Raw genomic sequence first — 19,199 nt, forward strand, 5'->3', positions numbered from 1 at the left:
TATAATCTTTTTGTTGGAGGGATAGTCTATGGAAAAGGTGGTACACGGCGTGAAGATCGAGTGCGTTCAGGGGGATATAACTAAACAGGAGGGTTTTGATGCAATAGTGAATGCAGCTAATGCTCAGCTCATGCCTGGAGGAGGCGTGGCCGGTGCTATTCATCGGGCAGCCGGGCCTGGTCTGGCGGAGGAGTGCAGGCCTCTGGCGCCCATAAAGCCTGGACATGCCGTCATAACCGGTGGACACAACCTGCCAAACCGCTATGTCATTCACTGCTTGGGGCCGGTATATGGCGTTGACCAGCCTTCCGACAAGCTGCTGGCTGACTGCTATAGGAACGCACTGAAGCTAGCTGAACAGCACGGCATAACCTCCATAGCTTTTCCTGCCATTTCAACCGGTATATTCGGATATCCTATGGAGGAGGCAGCCAGCGTGGCGTTTAAGGCGATATTCGAGCTGGTTCCTTCGCTTAAATCGGTGAAGGTGATCCGTTTTGTCCTGTGGGATAGGAAAGCGCTGGAGATTCATGAGAGGGTACTGGAAGAGATGTTAGCCTCCTGATAATTACAAAGGTTGAGCATTTATTAGGGTTTTACCATTTTCCAGACTATTATGCTGATTTGCTCTTCAGGGATTGTTTCTAATTTACCGTTATCAAATTCAATCTCATATGCCTTAGGTAAATCTTTTACATCAAAAACATGCACAACAGTTCCTTCTTTTCCATCTTTTGTTTTGATCACATCAAGTTCTTCTATTTTCATTTACACAATTCCCCTTTATTCTTCCTGGAAAAAATTCAATTTGAAAAACGCTTAAGGTCCGTCTTCTTGAATGTCCATTCAGGCGTGATTAATGTATCGCCAAATTTAATGGAATACCATGGACTAATTTGCGGATCCTGGGGGTTCTTTAAAATGTGGATGTCCTGTGCAGGCATGTAGCTTTGAGCCAGCAAAAACAGCTTTTCTCCATTTTCCGGGTGCATGGCCATATCCACCACTATGACACAGTGTCCAGGGCTGCCTCCCTGGATGAATACATCCCCAATTTCCATATCTTCTATCATAACAGGCTTCATCTCTTTAGATAAAGATAGTGTGCCTGCATAAGAGAATACAGTATCGAGATATCTCCGAAAAGTGTTATAATCATCAGAATAGCCAGAGGTCTTCACCCAGTTTGCTTTATTGCCAGTTACTACTATCCTGTAGCCGTGTATCCATTTGACAAATTCGGCGTTAAAGCCGTTTGTGAAGTTAAAATGAATCCTATCATACTCCTTTTGTTTGTATAAATACTCCGCTCTTAATCGAATTACTGCATCGGCGCATTGCTGCAGGTCCTTCTTACCTATATCCATATCTATTACCGCTTCGTATACGTTATGTGCCTTTTCCCTTCCGTCGTAATACTTAACTTTTGAACCATGAGGTTTTAAAGGGAGGGTCCTCAAATAATGTGCAAATGACCCCTCTTCTACTTTTACGCGTTCAAACCCTTCTGGAGGTTTGATCCTCTCTTCTATTGTATTTCCCGACGGATTTATAATTACGTCCATATTATGCTGCTGACCTTGTAGATTGGGAATAGCCGTGTTAGAAGATGATTTTGGTTGATAAGGCGTTTTACTCAAAGCATTTGAGTTTAGCAGGTTATTCTCATTACTTGTAATTGAATTTTTGTATTTTGATACGTCTTTGTGACAAGAGGGAATGATGAACAGTACTATAATGATTATGGCCAGCCATTTTCTCATATCTAACCTCCTCCGGTTCAATTACAAATTTCATACCTCTTTGCATTATAAAAAGGTGTTACAAAACAAAAACATGCTATTGAGTATAGTAGTAATCATACTATATCCAATAAAAAATACAGATAAAGACAAAGGTACACCTATGTTATCAAAGGAATTTCTCTTTAACGATATTCGCATATTCAATTATGTCTATAAGATTGTTTTTCAAAATCGCGTATAATATTTCGGGCTGTACTCGTATATAATCATGTACTATAATATTACGAAACTGGGCCATTTTTTTAAGATTTTCGGCAAGCTCCTTGGGGATAATTCCTTGTTCCATCAATATTTGAAATAACTCCCTGTTGCTTTCAGGTTCTCTATAGCCGTGGTAAGAAATTATATGATTTGCTATATCTATGCACGCTTCAATGGCCATATGTAAAGTTCTTTCAATGTAACGTCTTACAACTTTATCATTTAAAAACTGTTCCCAGCTTACTTTTGTTCTTGCCTCCTCAAGGTCTCTGCAGTACTCATCCAGGTACGCCAGCCTTCTGGCAATTATCGATTTTTCAACCACGGTGCATGTCCCTCCGTTTCTTCTCTAGCCGCTTTAAAGCTTGAGAATAGTACAACTTATAAAAAGGTTGCATATCGAAATATTCCCTGCGTTTTTTTACTTCAAAAACTACTCGCTTATCAATATTCTTGTCTACCACTAGGATCTTATTAAGCATTATTTGGTGGAAAAAAAACGGGTCAGCGCTTTCTAGATCTACAATGTCTACTCTGGTGTTTAGTAGCTCTTCCAGTTTCCCGGCTATCTCAAGCTTTCTATGGAATCGGTATATTGTGCTTCTTTCCCCATCAAATAGAACCGCTATGTCAACATCGCTATTTTTTCTTGCCTTACCTTTTACAGTGGAGCCAAAGAGGTAGGCCGCTATTACGTCTCCTTGGTTTTTGAAATAGGACTGAAGTTTTTCTATTATGCTCTGTATGTCCATGCCTGTTCACCTTTGCTTTTTTATTACTACTATTTTAACTCATTTTGATTCGAAAAAACAGTGGATACTTTAATTGGCTGGTATTGCATTGAATTTCGTAATTTTATTCACAAATGATAGCGGATATAGTATAATTCTATTTAAAGTCAATCGTACAGTCAATTAATTATCAAAATTTGCCGAGTATTCGCTTGATGTCATAAAGACTTTACAGCTGGCCGGAAAGAATAAAAGGCTTCTGGTAATATGGGATGGCGGTTATCAGGATGGCGTGCTGACTTATGCAAAACCGGGTTATCCGGATTTTCACAGATATGAGATTAGAAATTATGGGGTGTCGTGCATTACGAAATAGGGGGTATGGCCTATTATGAAATATGGTCAGCTTATAAATTTTGATCCTATTGAGACAGTCATTTAGATAAAGGATGCTGATGATTCCTCTAAAGCCGCCAGACTGGTTGAAACCTACGTGATGTCGGACGACATGAAGGTAGAGATAAGAATAAGTTGAGGATTATCGTAAAGAAGTAAAAGTGGAGGGCTGTGTTTATGGATATACAGAGGTTAAGGGAAAAACTTGCTGGTTTTTCAGAGGCTTTAAACCGGCTAAAAGAAGCGCTGGAAAGAGATCAATCGGATGATATCGTTTTGGATGCAGTTATACAGAGGTTTGAATTCACATACGAGCTTTCCTGGAAGCTCATCAAGGCTTATATGTCTTACAGCGGCATAGCGGATGTCAAGACGCCAAGGCAGGCTTTTAAGGAGGCTTTTGCTGCCGGCTTGATCGAGGAGGGGGACGTGTGGCTTGGGATGCTGGACGACAGGAATGTTACCTCACATACCTACGATCAAAACACGGCCAGGTGCGTTTATGAAAAGGTGAAAAATAGATATTATCCAGCCATGAGCAAATTAAAAGAAGCAATAAGCAGGGAGATAGAGCAATGAGATTTGGTCTTGAAGAGCGTATAATCCAAAAGATCGTATCAGCGATAGACAAACACAAAGCTGTAAAGAGAGCAGTTATATTCGGTTCAAGAGCCAGGGGTGACTACCGCTATAACTCGGATATTGACATTGCCATATATACTGATGGAGGAGATTATCCCGGCCTTATTGACGATATCGACCGTGCAGCCGGGATATACAAGGTCGATGTGGTTGATGTAAACAGTTTGGATAATGATGACTTCAAAAAAAGCATAGAAAGGGATGGAATAGATATATACAGGAGAGCTGATGTATGAAGCTTACAAAGGAGTATTTGGACGAAGAAGGTATATAGTGTGCTATTTGATCGCATGGTTGCCTACTATGTTGTAAACGGTGTCCTCGTGATAATGAATGTCGCTGAGTTTTATAAAAGGCTTAAAGAAAAATTTATTGAACGCGATGGGAATGTACTTTTTGTCCGACCAACCAATCAATACAATAAAAAAGTTGAAAAGGGATATCGATAACGTCCAGCTTTTATTTGTGGTTATCGATGGGAAGAGTACCATACAGTGGCTTTATGGTTGCTAGGCTGTAAAGGGGTGTTATTTTTTGGTAGGGTAAAATTCCCTAAAATTTTAGTATAAATCAAAAGTTTATATTTTAAAGAGGTGTATAATATGCTCGATAAATCCAAAGTAAAAAGCCTTATATTTCATCCAGAAAAAGTTGTAAGAAAATATGCAATGGAGTTTTTCGCTGAAGGTGGTATTGGCGATATAGAGGTTACCAATATGCTGCTAGAATTATACAGCAAAGGGGTTGATGATGACGAGGCTTTGGACATATTGAGCAGTATGCCGGATCTTCCTCATAATGAAGAAACTTTAAGCAGGCTGTGGGAGATAGAGCCGTCTGACCCCAATATAGTTTTTCACGTGGACAGGACAATTGTGGAAGCCGATTTAGAGCTTTTGAAAAAATTGCCCGATGTTCGCCCGAGGGAGCAAAAGTATATCGACATTTTAGAAAAGAGGTTTTTGTTTGCCTCTATGGATACCGAAAAGCTGTGGGAAAAACTTTGGGAACACAGCCAGTCGGGGTTGGGTAAAGGTTTAGACGAGTTTGATTATAATTATGGTGAGATTATAATAAAGGAGCTTGCCAAGCGCAAAGATTTTCCGACGGATAAATACTTGGAGAAAATACAAATCGACTATCCGGAGGATTATGACGGTTGGGATGATACTTATCTTAGCGTCCTTGCCGGAGAACTTAAATCAAAAGAGTCAATACCTTTTCTTATCAGAACTCTTAAAATTGATGCGGCTTTCCTTTGCGAACGTGCCGTTGAGGCTTTGGTTAGGATTGGTACGGCCGAAGTTGTGGAAGCTATTGGCAATGAATATTTAAATGAAGATTTTCATTTTAGAATCTATGCAGCTGGAGTATTGGAGAAGATAAAGCTAAAGGAAAGCGAAGAGCTCATGCTAAAGCTTTTTCCTAGGGAAACCGATGTTACTTTGAAAACACATCTCGCCTATGGATTGTCTAAGCTTTTCTCTGTAGATGCTATTCCCATGATTTTGACCCTGCTGTGGCATGGTTATGATAGGCAATTCACAAATCTTGAAGAATCGGCCTATGTGCTTCATGTGGTACATGGCTTGAAACATCCCGATATGGATAAATGGTATAAAGGTATTAAGGAAGAAGAAGAAAAGTTAAAGGAATTGAAAAAGGTTATATCCAAGGAGTATCTTCAAAGAATAATAGAGGAAGAATTTGAGGAACGCATGGCTGAAGCTCTTGGTAAATTGATTGAAGAAAGAAAAGAAAAGGAACGACTGAATAAAATATATTCCGGTGAGGTCAAAGTAGGGAGAAACGACCCTTGCCCCTGCGGCAGCGGTAAAAAGTACAAGAAGTGCTGTGGGAAATTTGTGGAATAAAGGTTGTTTGAGAATTCAGGCTAAAGTAAGAGGATTGTTAATCAGAAACACCTATTAACAATCCTCTTACTTTAAGGTTTTCAGTTATTTTCAGAATTATCAGGTTAACACTTGACTCAGTGGCTGTTAAAAGCTTGAATTCAGTATATTTCAGTTGGCTTACTCCACTTTCGGCCTACACTTTCCCATGCGAGTATAGCAGCACCTACTACAGGCTTGGTTGCTAAAAGTGTTACCTTAGTCCCTGGCACATAAGCATGTAACTTTGACGAAATGTATTCTACCATCCAGGGGGCTCCTTTGAAGAGACTTCCTGCTAACACCACCGGTATATCTTCCCCCGACAGTTCCAATTTACTTATAATTGTCTTAGCCATAGTTACCGCTTCATCGCACACTCTGAACGCAATGCTTAATGCAACTTTATCACCTTTTGCTGCCACTTCAAAGAGAAGGGGTGCCATATGGATGATTTGCTCGCGATGGATTTTTCCGTAGTATAGAGCTTTGGCAAACTCATCATAATGGCAGTATCCGAAATATCTAAGCACCTCAGACTCCAGTAGCGTCTTGTCGCCTCGCCCGTCATAGCTGCGAAATGCCATGTGGAGCATTTCTTGTACAACCGATGACCCACCGCCCCAATCCCCAAAGGCATAGCCTTCACCGTAAAAGCGGAAATCACGACCATCCTTTCTCCTGCCATAGCCGTTGGTACCGCTACCCATGACAATAAGAACCCCCCAAAACTCGGGGCTTCCTGCCCTGAGGGCTATGACAGTATCATTTTCTACTAGGTACTTGTCGGCAATGCCGAGTGAAGACACAACCTGCGTTAACATTTCAAAATCCTCAGGGAAATCGGCTCCAGCAAGCCCGAAACATGCGGCTTTAAACTGTTTTATTTCCATTCCGGATTTTGCCTGTTCAATGGCCAAAAGCCAATTTTCTTTGGCCTTTTCAACGCCAACACTTTCGTAATTTCCGGGGCCAGAGCGTCCTATGCCAATTTTATTACCTTGTTCATCGATGATTAATGCTTCTGTTTTACTTCCACCGGCATCCACACCGAGAAAGTATTCCATATCTATACCTCCTCTAAATCAAAGTAGGAAACAATCCTGCATTGGCATCCATCAATGCATCTAAAATCTTTTCAGCAAGAGATATGGAAGATACCAAGGGATGTTGCGCTAGCGCCATGACAGCCTTGCTGTATGAACCTTCAATAGCAGCTTCAATAGTTAACTGTTCATAAGCCTTGACAGCTTGAATGGTACCACGTACGGTTGTTGGAAGTGTTCCGATCATGTAGGGCTTTAGCAGACTTCCGTCTATATATACTGGGATTTCGACTACAGCATCATCCGGCAAGTCCTTTATGGCACCATTATTCATCACGTTAATGATTTGAAATCCTCGTTTAAAGCCACATAGATGTTCAATAAGGTTTACTGCTGCTGTAGAATAAAAAGCACCACCGCGTTTTGAAAGCTGTGGAGGTTTTTCTGCCAATGTTGGATCTTTATAAAGTGTCAGCAATTCCTGCTCGATTTTTAAAACTTCTTCTGCACGCTTGGGTTTTTCCATGGCTTCCTTTACTTTCTCTTCGCGTAGATAATAATACCTTAAATAATAATTGGGAAACATGCCTAAATATTTGACAATCCGTTGTTCTTCGTTTGATAGAGGCAATTTGGCTAGAGCTTCAGTTGTTACGTCTTTTCCATTGACAAAAACCTTTCGCACAAAGCTTAAGTGATTTAACCCGAAGTAATCCAGAAACACATCTTCTGCTGTTACATCGAACATCCGTGCAAACATATTGCAAAAGTTGATAGGAGAATTGCATAAACCTATTGCCTTTACTGTGCTGTATTTTAAGAGCGCTTCGGTCACAATCCCGGACGGGTTTGTAAAGTTTATGAACCACGCTTTAGGGCAATGCTCCTGGACCTGTTTCGCAATACTTAAAACAACCGGTATGGTTCTTAGGGCATTTGCAAATCCGCCAGGGCCGGTGGTTTCTTGTCCTAGGACTCCAAATTGTAGCGGTACAGTTTCATCCATAAGCCTTGCACGGTTTCCGCCGATACGGACCTGGTTGATCACAAAATCTGCACCGGGTAATGTCTCTTCAAGATTTGTTGTTTTTGATAGTTCGATCTTCGCATCTGATGCATTAATCATGCGCTTCAAAAATTCATAGACGGTATTCATTTTTTGAACATCTGTATCGACCAATGTGATGCTTAGATCTTGTACCAAGTGGCTTAATCGTATAAAACCTTCCATAAGCTCGGGTGTATATGTACTACCCCCACCAATAATTACTACTTTCATATGCTGTTGACCTCCAGTCTAAAAATAAATGTTATTTGTGGGAAAACAGATTTTAAGTTGATTATATTATGACCTTTATAATCTTTATACAGGAATATATTCGACCCAAAATTCAAAAATCCTTTTTGAGAATAGTTGATTCTATGTATGTAAAATTTTGCTGCAAAAAACGAAATTTGCTTGAATGCGAGCTGCAAAGCTCAGTCTCTGGAGACGTAGCAATTTTGAAGCAAAAATGACAGGGCGTCATTTTTAGCGGCAATTGAACAAGATGTTCAATTGCCGCATGCAAAAATTGCAAGCCAAAGCGTTACTAATTTCAGCGAGCATTCCGCAAATGGAGTTTTTCAGCAATATCATAGTTTTAATTATGACAAATGCTTGGGATATTTGGGTCAAAAAGTACATAATGTTATAAAGTAGCTACCCCTTAAAAGGGTAGCTACTTTAATGTTATTCCTCCAGTTCCAGTTCTACGACGGTGTCAATCTCATCGGGCAACTTGGAGCTTCTAAAGTTGAGGAATATGGCATCGCCATAATGGTGTGCGTTCCACGGCTTTTGTAGACTCACTTCAGAACCATCGGCAAGTAGCCTTGCTCTTTTAACTTTGCCTTTTATGCCTTGGATGGCGATGGGGCCTATGCCCCTTTCAAATATGTGTGCATACAGTTTGTTGCCTTTCTTTGTATAGCGTCCCCATTCGGGTTTTGGCAGGCCGGCGTTGCCGCAGCCATAAATGCTCTCACCGTTTTTGCTCATCCATTTTCCGATCTCGGTGAGTATCTCGACGCTCTCCTCTGGGATTTCTCCCTTTGCGTTGGGGCCAACGTTGAGCAGGAGGTTTCCACCCTTGCTTACGCACTCGACCAGTGCCCTGATAAGCTGTTTGGGCGATTTAAAGTCCTTATCGGCGGCGGCATATCCCCAGTGGTTGTTCATGGTGATGCATGCTTCCCAGGGTATGGGATTGCCTGCTTCATCCACAACGCCTTCGGGCGGTATGATCTGTTCGGGGGAGGCAAAGTCGCCGGCATAGATTTCTTTATTTGCTGACCGGATGTTACCGCCCAGCCTGTCGTCTATTATAATATGAGGCTGCAACGAGCGGACCATTTTAACCAACTCGGTAGCCTTCCAGGTTTCGCCCGACATGTTGCTGTATGAAAAGTCAAACCACATTATATCGATTTTTCCGTAGTTGGTGAGGAGCTCCTTTACCTGTCCATGCATGTATTCTATGTATCGAGAAAAATCGTGTTTCTTGTCCTTCCAGGCTTCATTGTCCCTCATGGGGTGAAAGCTGTCTCCGTATGCCGGATAATCGGGATGATGCCAGTCAAGCAGGGAATAATAAAACCCCACCTTTAGGCCTTCGCTCCTGAAAGCCTCAACGTATTCTTTGATGAGGTCCCTGCCTGCAGGGGTGTTGGTTGCCTTGTAATCTGTGAGCTTGCTGTCGAATAGGCAGAAGCCGTCATGGTGTTTTGTTGTCATAACAGCATATTTCATACCGGCTTTTTTTGCCAGGGCCGCCCATTCTTTGGGATTGTAGTTTACGGGATTGAACTCCTCAAAAAACGGCTGATAGTTTTCGATTGAGAGCCTTTCGTGGCTCCTTACCCATTCGCCCCTTGCCGGGATAGCGTATATGCCCCAGTGGATAAACATGCCAAAGCGAGCCTTTACAAACCATTCGATGCGCTCATTTGCTGTTAACATGCAATTAACCCCCTTTTCAAAGTACAAATAACGAAATTCTAAACAGATTATATTGAATTTGTGGTATAATAAAAATGGAGATTTTTAATATTTGGTTGTGCAAAACTAACTTTTTGCGTATAAAGGGTTGGTATGGTGAAACATGACAAGGCGCTGCTTATAAAGAACTACCTGTCAAACCTTCAAGTAGATGTGCAGGTAGCAAGTTATACGCACTGTCCTCAAAGCTGGGCTGATTTTGACTATATACCCGACTACAACAAATTTTATTACATATGCGGCGGTGAGGGATGGATTAAAATTGGAAGCCATGAGTATTATCCTAAGCCCAGACAGCTGTTTTTGATGCCTGCTGGTGTGGTGCAGTCGTATTCTACCATAAGCCAGAACACCTTCAAAAAATACTGGTGCCATTTCACGGCAAAAGTGGGAGAGATGAACCTTTTTGATATAGTAAGGACTCCGGTGTTTGTGGATGTTGGCGATGATCAAGAACTTAAAGGTCTTTTTGCGGCTTTGGTTGATGCTTACCAGAGTGGCGGCGTGACAAATGCTCTGCGGCTTAAAGGAATCATGGTGGAGATCATAGCCTGGTATTTTGACAAACTATCGTTGGACGATATACAGCTTTATGATTATTCCTCCACTCAGGAGCTGGGGAAGGTGTTAACCTTTATAGAATCTCATCTTAATGAAAATATAACGATTGATGACCTTGCCAGGATCGTGCATTTTCATCCTAACTATTTCATAAAATTTTTTCGGGATCACCTTGGTTGCTCGCCAATGCAGTATATAAACAGGCTCAGGTTGGAGAAGGCCAAGCATCTGCTTAAAACTACTGGTTTGACAGTTAAGGAAATTGCTGATATGGTTGGATTTAACGATGCAGGGTATTTTTCCAAGGTATTTAAAAGATATGCGGGGTTTTCACCACAGGAATTTAGGAATGTCTAACTTGATAGGAGGTAACAACAGTTGAAAAAGGATTTAAGTGTGAGTGAGATTGGTGCCATTAGTGCGCCTCAAGCCAACATCTGGTATTTGCATCACAGCGGTTTTGCCGTTGAGACCGCGAAGCATTTCCTGGTGTTTGACTACTCCTGTGATAAGCCCGAGGGTGAAGTAAGGAGCCTTGAAAGCGGCGTTGTCACTCCCGACCAGCTGGATAAAGATAAGAAAATATTGGTGTTTGTTTCCCATGGACACGGGGATCATTTCAATAAAGTTATCTTCGATTGGCAAAAGGATAGGCCGGATATCGTCTATGTTTTGAGTATCGATATTAAGCGCATGGTAAAGCCAAACGGGGAAAATTCATATGTTGTTTTCCCATACAAGATACTGCATATAGACGATGTGTGGATAAAGGCCTATGGCTCTACCGATATCGGCGTTTCCTTTTTGGTCGAGGTGGATGGGCTCAATATATTCCATGCCGGGGATTTGAACTGCTGGTACTGGTACTATGAGTCGACACCTGAGGAACTCAAGCAGGATAAGGAAAATTTTGAGAGGGAAATCGAGAAAATGGCGGGGGAACAAATAGATATAGCTTTTTTCCCGGTTGACCCCAGGCTGAAAGAGTATTATCATATGGGTGGGGAGTATTTTATAAGGAGGTTGAGGCCTGAACTCTTTGTGCCGATGCATTTCTGGGGCCAATATGATATAACACGCCAGTTTTCTGAGCGGATGAAAGGCCTGCCAACAAAAGTGGTATCCCTGTTCCGCAGGGGACAGAAGATTATATACAAGAAAGGGAGAGATGAGTGATGAAATTCAAGATGGCGCATACCAATTTCAACGTGCTTGACCTTGAAAAGAGCATAGCCTTTTACGAGAAGGCTCTAGGGCTTAAGGAGCTTAGGCGAAAGGAAGCTGAGGATGGAAGCTTTATTCTGGTTTTCATGGGAGATGGCACAACAGAACATCAGATAGAGCTTACCTGGTTACGGGATCGAAAGGAACCGTATGACCTGTCTGACAACGAAATACACTTGGCTTTTGTTGTGGATGACTTTGAAGCAGCCTATCAGCATCATAAAGAAATGGGCTGCATTTGCTATGAAAATAAGAAGATGGGCATTTACTTCATTGCCGACCCTGACGGATACTGGATAGAGATTGTCCCCGAGAGAAGATGACCTTCTATTTTTAACAACATGAGTTTGCTTGGAAGGATATATGGCACGCAATGGCAAGGAGAAATGGATTGTGTTTTAACAACATAAGATTGCTTGGAAAGTAGCTGAGTGAGCATAGACACAACAATTGGTTTTGCAGGGTAACGTTGCAAAATAATTAGTGGTTAAAGATCCAACAAGGCTGAACCTGCAAACAAGCAAAACAAAACTTTAGACTTTTCGAGACCCTACAACACGATCAAGGGGGGATATAGATGGCAAACAAAAATTGTAGCAACATGGCCAGCAATTTGAAAAACTGCACATGCAGCTATGATTACTGCAGCCGTAAGGGAAAGTGCTGCGAGTGCCTTTCTTATCACTGGAGCCGAAAGGAGTTGCCGGGATGTATGTTCCCGCCGGAGGTGGAGCGTACATACGACCGCTCATTAAAGAGGTTTATACAGGTGTACGGCAATAAGTGATTATAATTGTTGACGCCATATTCTTTATCGAAAATTAAGGAAGAATATTTAATTTTCTGCAAGGCGGATATAAATTGTGGGTAAAGGCAAATGTTCAGGAATTAAAGTATCTGGTGAGTCTGCCATTCGGCAGATAATCAGCAATAGGTGTATGTTGTCCTATGAGAATAATTAAGAGTAACTTTATGCTACCAAACTTCTCACCAAGCCCCACCTACTTATAGGTGGGGAATAGTTTATCAATATAGTGGACAACATACTATACAATGGAATTGAAAAGGAGGATTTAAATAGCTTTTAGATGGTACCTCATTTTTATTGATCTTATTCTGGCAAGCTCCCGTTTCACTAAAAGGATGCTTGTTACTGGGATAATACCAGAAAAAGCATAAGAAACGCTGTAGAAGATAAAAATAAAGGTGATTGCTTTATTTTAATATGAAAGGAAGTCGACGTGGAAGAGAAAAACCGTAAACCAAACAGGCTTATTTTGGAAAAATCTCCGTATTTGCTTCAGCATGCTTACAATCCTGTGGACTGGTACCCGTGGTGTAAGGAGGCTTTTGATAAGGCAAAGCGGGAAGATAAGCCTATATTTCTATCCATAGGGTACAGTACTTGCCATTGGTGCCATGTGATGGAAAGGGAATCCTTTGAGGACCAGGAAGTGGCCGATATACTCAACGAAAATTTTGTATCCATAAAGGTGGACAGGGAAGAAAGGCCGGACATAGATCACATATACATGACGGTATGCCAGGCCCTTACCGGCCATGGAGGATGGCCCCTGACCATTATAATGACGCCTGCTCAAAAGCCTTTTTATGCGGGGACCTATTTTCCTAAACACGGACGTATGGGCATGCCGGGCCTTATCGATATATTGAAAGCGGTGGCCCAGGCCTGGAGGACCAACAGGCAAGGCCTTATTGAATCGGGGAATAAGATCGTTGAAGCCTTGCAGGATCAGTTTACACTGGATTCTCGAGAGAACGATTTGACGAAAGAGGACGTGCACGAGGCCTATAGAGGGCTTAAGCGCTCATTTGACCCGATATACGGTGGATTCGGTCCTGCGCCTAAATTTCCCATACCACACAATCTTTATTTTCTCATGCGGTACTGGAAAATGACCGGTGAACGGAAGGCTTTGGAAATGGTTGAAAAGACCCTGGATGCGATGTATAGGGGAGGTATATTCGACCATATAGGATACGGATTTTCGCGCTATTCCACCGACAGAAAGTGGTTGGTACCCCATTTTGAAAAAATGCTGTATGACAATGCGCTGTTGGCCATTGCCTATCTGGAGGCTTATTTATGCACCAAAAAGGATATGTATGCTGAAGTGGCAAAGAAAATATTTACCTATGTTCTCAGGGATATGACATCGCCTGAAGGGGGATTTTATTCGGCTGAGGATGCTGATTCTGAAGGAGAAGAAGGGAAGTTTTATCTCTGGACGCCAGACGAGATAAAAGACGTTTTGGGAGAAAAAGAAGGGCAGATGTTTTGCGATTATTATGGCATCACAGATGAAGGGAATTTTGAGGGGAGAAGCATTCCAAACCGCATCCACACATCAGCACCCGTAAATGAAGATGAAGAATTGATTGCTTCTCTACGTCAAAGGGTGTTTATGCGTCGAGAACAGCGCGTTCGTCCTTTTAAGGATGATAAGATTTTGACCTCGTGGAACGGCTTGATGATAGCTGCCATGGCCATGGGCGGCAGGATACTGCAAGACCAACGCTATATACAGGCGGCCGAAAGGGCAGCAGAGTTTGTATTCCATAAACTTGTGGATAAAAGCGGCAGGCTGCTGGCCCGCTATCGACATGGCGAGACGGCATATCCGGCTTATCTGGATGATTATGCCTATCTGATATGGGGATTGATTGAGCTTTATGAGGCCGCATACAAACCGGTTTATTTGCAATATGCCATCAGGGAAAACCAGCAGATGATTCGCCTGTTCTGGGATTCCGATAGGGGTGGCTTTTTTCTGTACGGCAGCGATGGCGAGCAGCTAATTGCGCGCCCGAAAGAGGTTTATGATGGGGCCTTGCCGTCTGGAAACTCAGTTGCGGCTATGAACCTGTTAAGGCTGGCAAGATTGACAGGAGACCAGGGCCTGGAAGACATGGCGATAAGGCAGCTTAAGGCCTTTGCAAGTATTGTTAAGCAATACCCTGCTGCTCATACTTATTTTATGATGGCGGCCATGTTTGCGCTGTACCCCACTAGGGAGATAGTTTTCGCCGGTTCTAAAGAAGATCAGGACCTTATGGACATGATCAAGGCTTATAATTCTGTGTTCACACCTCATGCTGTGAGCCTTTTGCATACAGATGATGAAGAGGGAAGGCAATTGGAGCAGTTGGTGCCATATGTAAAGGACCAAAAACCGATAGATGGTAAACCTACCGCTTATATATGCAAAAATTTTGCCTGCACGGCTCCCATAGTTGATAAGGATGAGCTTTTAAAGGAACTTAAGTACGAATAGCGCACAGACATGCAGATAAAGAAAGCTTTGTTTATAAACAAGGCTTTGTCTTAAAAATACAGCTTAATCGTCTTTGTCTTTACACCTGTCTTTTTCTTTGTAAGTTTTGCATAGCTCGAGTATATTTTCAAATTTGAACTCCAATAACATTTCCTTCTTTATGATGTCCTTTAGCATTTTATCCACGCTTTTATCTATGAGTAAAAGGTCATGAAGCTTATCTTCTGTTGTATCGCTATATTTTTTGTCCCCTGTACATTTGATGATTTCTTGAATTTTTTCTGCTTCTGCATTCATAATGTGCGCAAGGCTGAGTTCTTCAAGGGCGATTGAAGCCAGCAACAGCTTAATTGTTTCTTCAATAGATATTTCTATTTTGGGTTTAATATCAGGAATTGTAGGCATGCTCATGGAAAACACCTCCTCTATAATCAAGTTATGTGAACCATGGATAAAAAGTGAATATTACTCTTATACTTTTTACAGTTGGTATTATATTTCTAAATTTTGAAGGAGTTTGAGAATCATTGAATAGGGAGTGTTTTTTTATTATAATAAGATGCGTGTGTTGAACTTATCAAGAAGGTTAATAAATTCCTGTTGAAAAAAAGGAGACGATGCAGTTGAAAGGACAATCGTTTTTGATTGATACCCATGTGCATACCTCGGAGGTAAGCTCGTGTGGCAAGGTTTCGGCGGGGGAGATGGTGCGATATTACAAGGACGCCGGCTATCAGGGTATAATCATAACCGACCACTATTACGACGGCTATTTCGAGTTACTTGGGGATCAGCCATGGGAGGCCAAAGTGCAGAAGTTTCTGTCGGGATATAGAGCGGCACTGGAAGAAGGGAAGCGTCTAGGCCTGAATGTTATGCTGGGCATGGAGCTGCGCTTTCATGACGGCGTAGAGGATTATCTAGTATACGGAATAGATGAGGATTTTCTCGTCGAGAATCCCGAGCTTTATAGATATACGCTAGAAAGCTTTAAAAAACTGATACACCACCACAACATACTTATATTCCAGGCACATCCGTTCAGGGCGGGGATGAGGCCAGCTGATCCCGCTTTTCTTCATGGTGTGGAGGTGTTCAACGGCAATCCCCGTCACGATTCCCACAACGACCTGGCCTATGAGTTTGCGACACAAAACGGTCTTTTTATGATTGCCGGCTCGGATGCACACCAGCCACAGGATGTGGGCAGGGCAGGGATATGTTTACCTTATCCCATTTGTTCAGCCCGGGAACTGGTGGAGTACTACAGGGAATTCAAACAAGTGGAAATAGTTGTAAATTGTGAAGGTACTGGTGAAGTCAAAGTTTTTTCTGGACGTGCTAACTGTTAAGTGGTATTATTAAATTGATTGAATAAGCCGATTGGAAACCTAAAATGGTATAACTTGAGGGAAGGTTTTGTTGGGGAGAGTTTGGCATGATTGATGTAGCAAAAGAGTTACAAGAATTTGTTGAAGATTTGCAAGAAGATTCTCTTGATCGGTTTTGTGGCCTTGCTGACGTCATTGGCGAATTTAACAAGGTGTTAAAAAAATTGGGGAAAGAGCAGTATAAGTACTCCCATCAGTTAGATGAAATCATGATGACTCTTGAAGAGCAAGAGAACTTCCATAAGGGATGTGTTTTTCTACAACAACAAAACAGAATGAAGGATATGGAAGTAAAAAAACTGGTAGCGGTTTTGTTAAGTGTACTTGACTCATATGAAGATTTGTACAGATATGCATTGAAATACGGCGATGAGTCGTGGAAAGAGCAGATGACCATGCAATGGAATAGGACGGACATTATACTGAAGCAAAATGGTATTGTGAGGATTGAAGGCATAGGAGAGCTCTTTGTACCTCAGCTTTATGCGGTTGAAGAGATAAGACAGCTTCCTGACATTCCAAATGGACAGATTGTGGATGTTATCAGGAGTGGTTACATGTATAATGGGGAAATAATAAGAAAAGCACGAGTAGTTGTCAATCAGACATCAGAGGAACATGAGGGACGAGCCTTAAACCAAAGCCAAACCGATAATACAGAGGAAGGAGTACAACTTTATGAGCAGGATAATAGGGATTGATTTGGGGACATCGACGTCCGAAGTGGCTATACTGGAAGATGGCAAACCGAAGGTTATTCCCAATTCGAAAGGCCAGATAATAACGCCATCGGTGGTGGGAATTGACCAGGATGGCAATCTTCTAATTGGTCAAGATGCCAGGGACCAAATGCTGCTTCGCCCACAGGACACGGCTATTGAGGTAAAACGCTTGATGGGTTCTGGGCAAAAGGTATCCATGGGTGGTAAAGAATACACGCCACAGCAAATCTCCTCATTTATTCTTAAATACTTAAAAGAGTGCGCAGAAAATTATCTGGGTGAGGAGATAACTAGGGCGGTAATTACTGTCCCCGCATATTTTACCGATGAGCAGCGCAGGGCAACGGTGGAAGCAGGCAATCTGGCCGGGCTCAAGGTGGAAAGGATCATAAATGAACCCACTGCTGCTGCACTGGCTTATGGCATTGATCACATGCAAAACAATCAATATATTCTTGTCTATGACCTTGGAGGCGGGACACTGGATGTCACTGTGTTGGAGATGTTTGAAGGGGTGCTGGAGGTCAAGGCGAGTAGCGGCAACAACAAGCTTGGGGGCAAGGATTTTGATCAACGCCTTATGGACTGGCTAATAGATGAATTTAAAGCCCAATATGATATAGACCTTTCCAATGATGTAAGGGCACTAGCCAGGATTAAAGAAGCCGCTGAGGCGTGTAAAATTGCTTTAAGCACGCAGGAACAGTATAAGATAGAGTTGCCCTTTATTGCTGAAAAAGAGGGCAAACCCGTAGCGCTTGAAAGGGTTGTAACGCGTGAGCTGTTCGAAAACCTCATAAAAGACCTCGTTGAATCCACCATTGAACCCATAAACATTGCTCTGGGGGATTCGGGGCTAACAAAGGATGACATCGATCTGGTTTTCATGGTTGGGGGTTCGACAAGGATTCCACTGGTTAGAAGATTTTTGGAGTCTGTGATGGGACGACAGCCTGTGTCTCCTGTGGATCCTGACCTGGCAGTTGCCATGGGTGCAGCTATTCAGGCAGGCATTATCAATCAAGAGCTTTCTGCCGAAAAGGATATAGTGATAACTGATGTATGTCCTTACACGCTAGGAGTAGAGGTTCTTGAATTTGTTGGAGGGTTTCCGGTTCCTGATATGTACGATGTTATAATTCCGAGAAATACCACTATTCCTGTTGTAAGAGAAAAGATATACGGCACAGTAGTAGACAACCAAAAAAAGGTGGAAATAAAGGTTTACCAGGGAGATTACAAGAAAGCCTCGATGAACAACTTCCTCGGGAAATTTATTCTTGATGGGATACCACCAGCTCCGGCGTTTAAGGAGAAAATAAAGGTGAGATTTTCCTATGATGTTAACGGGATATTAAATGTCGAAGGTATCATACTGAGCACCAACAAAAAGGCGGGTATCACAATCGAGACTACAGGCGTTAAAATGGAGGAAGAGATGGACCTTAGCAATTGGAAAGAGGTTCCTAAAGCTCGAAAGTACCGTGGAATTATAAGGCGTGCTGAAAGGCTGTTAAATGAAGCTCCAGATTCGCCTTTGTTTGCAGAATTGGATGGAGCTGTGAAAGATTTAAAGAAAGCGTTACTGAAGGAAGAAGATGATGTTGTATTGGAAGAATTGGCAGAAGCTCTGAGCGATTTACTATATGATATAGAGGATGAAGGGTAATGTTTGAGGATTTAAGTAACAAATATTACAGATTGGGCTTAAGTTTGGCTTTAGAAAATAGAATTTCCAGCGCGATAGAAGTGCTGGAGAAGGCGGTTGTATTTGACCAAAGCAATTGGAAGGCATGGAATGTGCTGGGACTGTGCAGATACCGCCTTGGAGATTTTGATAAGGCAAGGAAGGCATGGCAAAAGAGCCTCATTATTAACCCTGAAACCAATCCCGCGGTTCGGTACTTGAATGATATGGAAAGTGATGAGTTTAAATCCCTTCAAAAACAGTACCACCTTGCTTTGAAATTGGCTCTATCAGGGAAATATAGCCAGGCTATAAGGATAATTAATGGCAATAAGTTTCTCGGGTCATCATTTGTTTACCCGCTTAATTTGCTAGGTTTATGCCTATATGGAAGGGGTAAATTCCGGCGAGCCCGGTCAAAGTGGGAGATGGCGTTAAGCCTGGATCAGGATAATCCCTGTTCAACGAGATATGTTGCTGAAAGTGTGCGTATATCTAACAAAAAAGGCTTCTTGGTTGATTGGTGGGAAAAGTTTTTAAATAAAAGGTAAGAGGGGATTGAGGG

Annotated in this window: 22 protein-coding genes; 14 read left to right on the top strand and 8 right to left on the bottom strand. The window is 42.1% G+C overall.

Features of this window, described 5'->3' with window-relative positions; translation table 11 throughout:
* The first annotated feature begins 28 nt into the window (after positions 1 to 28).
* The gene (locus JOD02_RS09965) at positions 29 to 565 is read left to right on the top strand and encodes a macro domain-containing protein (RefSeq protein WP_204489215.1); all 537 of its coding nucleotides are present in this window, start codon (positions 29 to 31) and stop codon (positions 563 to 565) included.
* Positions 566 to 588: 23 nt separating this feature from the next.
* On the opposite strand, the gene JOD02_RS09970 is transcribed toward JOD02_RS09965, so the two are convergent.
* The 4 genes from JOD02_RS09970 to mntA all read right to left on the bottom strand — a co-directional run bounded on the left by JOD02_RS09970 (position 589) and on the right by mntA (position 2,758).
* Entirely contained in the window at positions 589 to 768 is a 180-nt protein-coding gene (locus tag JOD02_RS09970; RefSeq protein ID WP_204489216.1) for a hypothetical protein, read from the bottom strand.
* A gap of 35 nt (positions 769 to 803) precedes the next feature.
* Entirely contained in the window at positions 804 to 1,763 is a 960-nt protein-coding gene (locus JOD02_RS09975) for a DUF4846 domain-containing protein (RefSeq protein ID WP_204489218.1), read from the bottom strand.
* Between the two features lie 148 nt (positions 1,764 to 1,911).
* Positions 1,912 to 2,331 (bottom strand): type VII toxin-antitoxin system HepT family RNase toxin, encoded by a 420-nt coding sequence (gene hepT / locus JOD02_RS09980; RefSeq protein WP_204489220.1) that lies wholly within the window; start codon positions 2,329 to 2,331, stop codon positions 1,912 to 1,914.
* Positions 2,324 to 2,758, bottom strand: coding sequence for a type VII toxin-antitoxin system MntA family adenylyltransferase antitoxin (mntA, locus tag JOD02_RS09985; RefSeq protein WP_204489222.1), 435 nt, complete (start codon positions 2,756 to 2,758; stop codon positions 2,324 to 2,326). The genes hepT and mntA overlap by 8 nt, the downstream gene beginning before the upstream one ends.
* Positions 2,759 to 3,310: 552 nt before the next feature.
* On the opposite strand from mntA, the gene JOD02_RS09990 reads away from it, so the two are divergent.
* The 4 genes from JOD02_RS09990 to JOD02_RS11550 all read left to right on the top strand — a co-directional run bounded on the left by JOD02_RS09990 (position 3,311) and on the right by JOD02_RS11550 (position 5,649).
* Positions 3,311 to 3,712 carry a nucleotidyltransferase substrate binding protein gene (locus JOD02_RS09990; protein ID WP_204489224.1) on the top strand — a complete coding sequence of 134 codons (402 nt, stop codon included), beginning with the start codon at positions 3,311 to 3,313 and terminating at the stop codon, positions 3,710 to 3,712.
* The gene (locus JOD02_RS09995; protein ID WP_204489226.1) at positions 3,709 to 4,011 is read left to right on the top strand and encodes a nucleotidyltransferase family protein; all 303 of its coding nucleotides are present in this window, start codon (positions 3,709 to 3,711) and stop codon (positions 4,009 to 4,011) included. The genes JOD02_RS09990 and JOD02_RS09995 overlap by 4 nt, the downstream gene beginning before the upstream one ends.
* Before the next feature lie 39 nt (positions 4,012 to 4,050).
* Positions 4,051 to 4,224, top strand: coding sequence for a hypothetical protein (locus JOD02_RS10000; RefSeq protein ID WP_204489227.1), 174 nt, complete (start codon positions 4,051 to 4,053; stop codon positions 4,222 to 4,224).
* Between the two features lie 153 nt (positions 4,225 to 4,377).
* Positions 4,378 to 5,649, top strand: a complete 1,272-nt coding sequence (locus tag JOD02_RS11550) for an SEC-C metal-binding domain-containing protein (RefSeq protein WP_243426493.1) — start codon at positions 4,378 to 4,380, stop codon at positions 5,647 to 5,649.
* A 140-nt stretch (positions 5,650 to 5,789) separates the two neighbouring features.
* Here the strand turns inward: JOD02_RS11550 and JOD02_RS10010 are convergent, their stop codons facing one another.
* The 3 genes from JOD02_RS10010 to JOD02_RS10020 form a co-directional block, all read right to left on the bottom strand.
* The gene (locus JOD02_RS10010; RefSeq protein WP_204489229.1) at positions 5,790 to 6,734 is read right to left on the bottom strand and encodes an N-acetylglucosamine kinase; all 945 of its coding nucleotides are present in this window, start codon (positions 6,732 to 6,734) and stop codon (positions 5,790 to 5,792) included.
* A gap of 13 nt (positions 6,735 to 6,747) precedes the next feature.
* A complete protein-coding gene (locus tag JOD02_RS10015) occupies positions 6,748 to 7,992 on the bottom strand; it encodes a 6-phospho-beta-glucosidase (protein ID WP_204489230.1) in 1,245 nt (414 codons plus the stop codon).
* A 453-nt stretch (positions 7,993 to 8,445) separates the two neighbouring features.
* A complete protein-coding gene (locus JOD02_RS10020; protein WP_204489232.1) occupies positions 8,446 to 9,714 on the bottom strand; it encodes an alpha-L-fucosidase in 1,269 nt (422 codons plus the stop codon).
* A 135-nt stretch (positions 9,715 to 9,849) separates the two neighbouring features.
* Here JOD02_RS10020 and JOD02_RS10025 point away from each other — a divergent pair, with 135 nt between their 5' ends.
* The 5 genes from JOD02_RS10025 to JOD02_RS10045 all read left to right on the top strand — a co-directional run bounded on the left by JOD02_RS10025 (position 9,850) and on the right by JOD02_RS10045 (position 14,834).
* The gene (locus JOD02_RS10025; RefSeq protein ID WP_204489234.1) at positions 9,850 to 10,671 is read left to right on the top strand and encodes an AraC family transcriptional regulator; all 822 of its coding nucleotides are present in this window, start codon (positions 9,850 to 9,852) and stop codon (positions 10,669 to 10,671) included.
* A gap of 21 nt (positions 10,672 to 10,692) precedes the next feature.
* Positions 10,693 to 11,490: an MBL fold metallo-hydrolase gene (locus tag JOD02_RS10030; protein ID WP_207754293.1), complete on the top strand. Its 798-nt coding sequence runs from the start codon at positions 10,693 to 10,695 to the stop codon at positions 11,488 to 11,490.
* Positions 11,490 to 11,861, top strand: coding sequence for a VOC family protein (locus JOD02_RS10035; RefSeq protein WP_204489235.1), 372 nt, complete (start codon positions 11,490 to 11,492; stop codon positions 11,859 to 11,861). Before JOD02_RS10030 ends, JOD02_RS10035 begins: the two co-directional genes overlap by 1 nt.
* 254 nt (positions 11,862 to 12,115) lie before the next feature.
* Positions 12,116 to 12,325, top strand: a complete 210-nt coding sequence (locus JOD02_RS10040) for a DUF6485 family protein (RefSeq protein ID WP_243426495.1) — start codon at positions 12,116 to 12,118, stop codon at positions 12,323 to 12,325.
* Positions 12,326 to 12,779: 454 nt separating this feature from the next.
* Entirely contained in the window at positions 12,780 to 14,834 is a 2,055-nt protein-coding gene (locus JOD02_RS10045) for a DUF255 domain-containing protein (RefSeq protein WP_204489237.1), read from the top strand.
* 63 nt (positions 14,835 to 14,897) lie between these two features.
* On the opposite strand, the gene JOD02_RS10050 is transcribed toward JOD02_RS10045, so the two are convergent.
* A complete protein-coding gene (locus JOD02_RS10050; RefSeq protein ID WP_204489239.1) occupies positions 14,898 to 15,245 on the bottom strand; it encodes a hypothetical protein in 348 nt (115 codons plus the stop codon).
* A gap of 212 nt (positions 15,246 to 15,457) precedes the next feature.
* Between JOD02_RS10050 and JOD02_RS10055 the strand changes: the two genes are divergently transcribed.
* The 4 genes from JOD02_RS10055 (at position 15,458) to JOD02_RS10070 (ending at position 19,185) form a co-directional block, all read left to right on the top strand.
* Positions 15,458 to 16,186, top strand: a complete 729-nt coding sequence (locus JOD02_RS10055; protein WP_243426496.1) for a PHP-associated domain-containing protein — start codon at positions 15,458 to 15,460, stop codon at positions 16,184 to 16,186.
* Between the two features lie 86 nt (positions 16,187 to 16,272).
* A complete protein-coding gene (gene grpE / locus JOD02_RS10060) occupies positions 16,273 to 16,926 on the top strand; it encodes a nucleotide exchange factor GrpE (RefSeq protein WP_204489241.1) in 654 nt (217 codons plus the stop codon).
* Complete coding sequence (locus JOD02_RS10065; protein WP_204489242.1) at positions 16,904 to 18,616, top strand: Hsp70 family protein; 1,713 nt, start codon at positions 16,904 to 16,906, stop codon at positions 18,614 to 18,616. The genes grpE and JOD02_RS10065 overlap by 23 nt, the downstream gene beginning before the upstream one ends.
* On the top strand, positions 18,616 to 19,185 hold the full coding sequence (locus JOD02_RS10070) for a tetratricopeptide repeat protein (protein ID WP_204489244.1): 570 nt from the start codon (positions 18,616 to 18,618) through the stop codon (positions 19,183 to 19,185). Before JOD02_RS10065 ends, JOD02_RS10070 begins: the two co-directional genes overlap by 1 nt.
* Positions 19,186 to 19,199 lie beyond the last annotated feature (14 nt).

The sequence above is a fragment of the Caldicoprobacter guelmensis genome, from assembly GCF_016908415.1.
GTDB classification, from domain to species: Bacteria; Bacillota; Clostridia; order Caldicoprobacterales; family Caldicoprobacteraceae; genus Caldicoprobacter; species Caldicoprobacter guelmensis.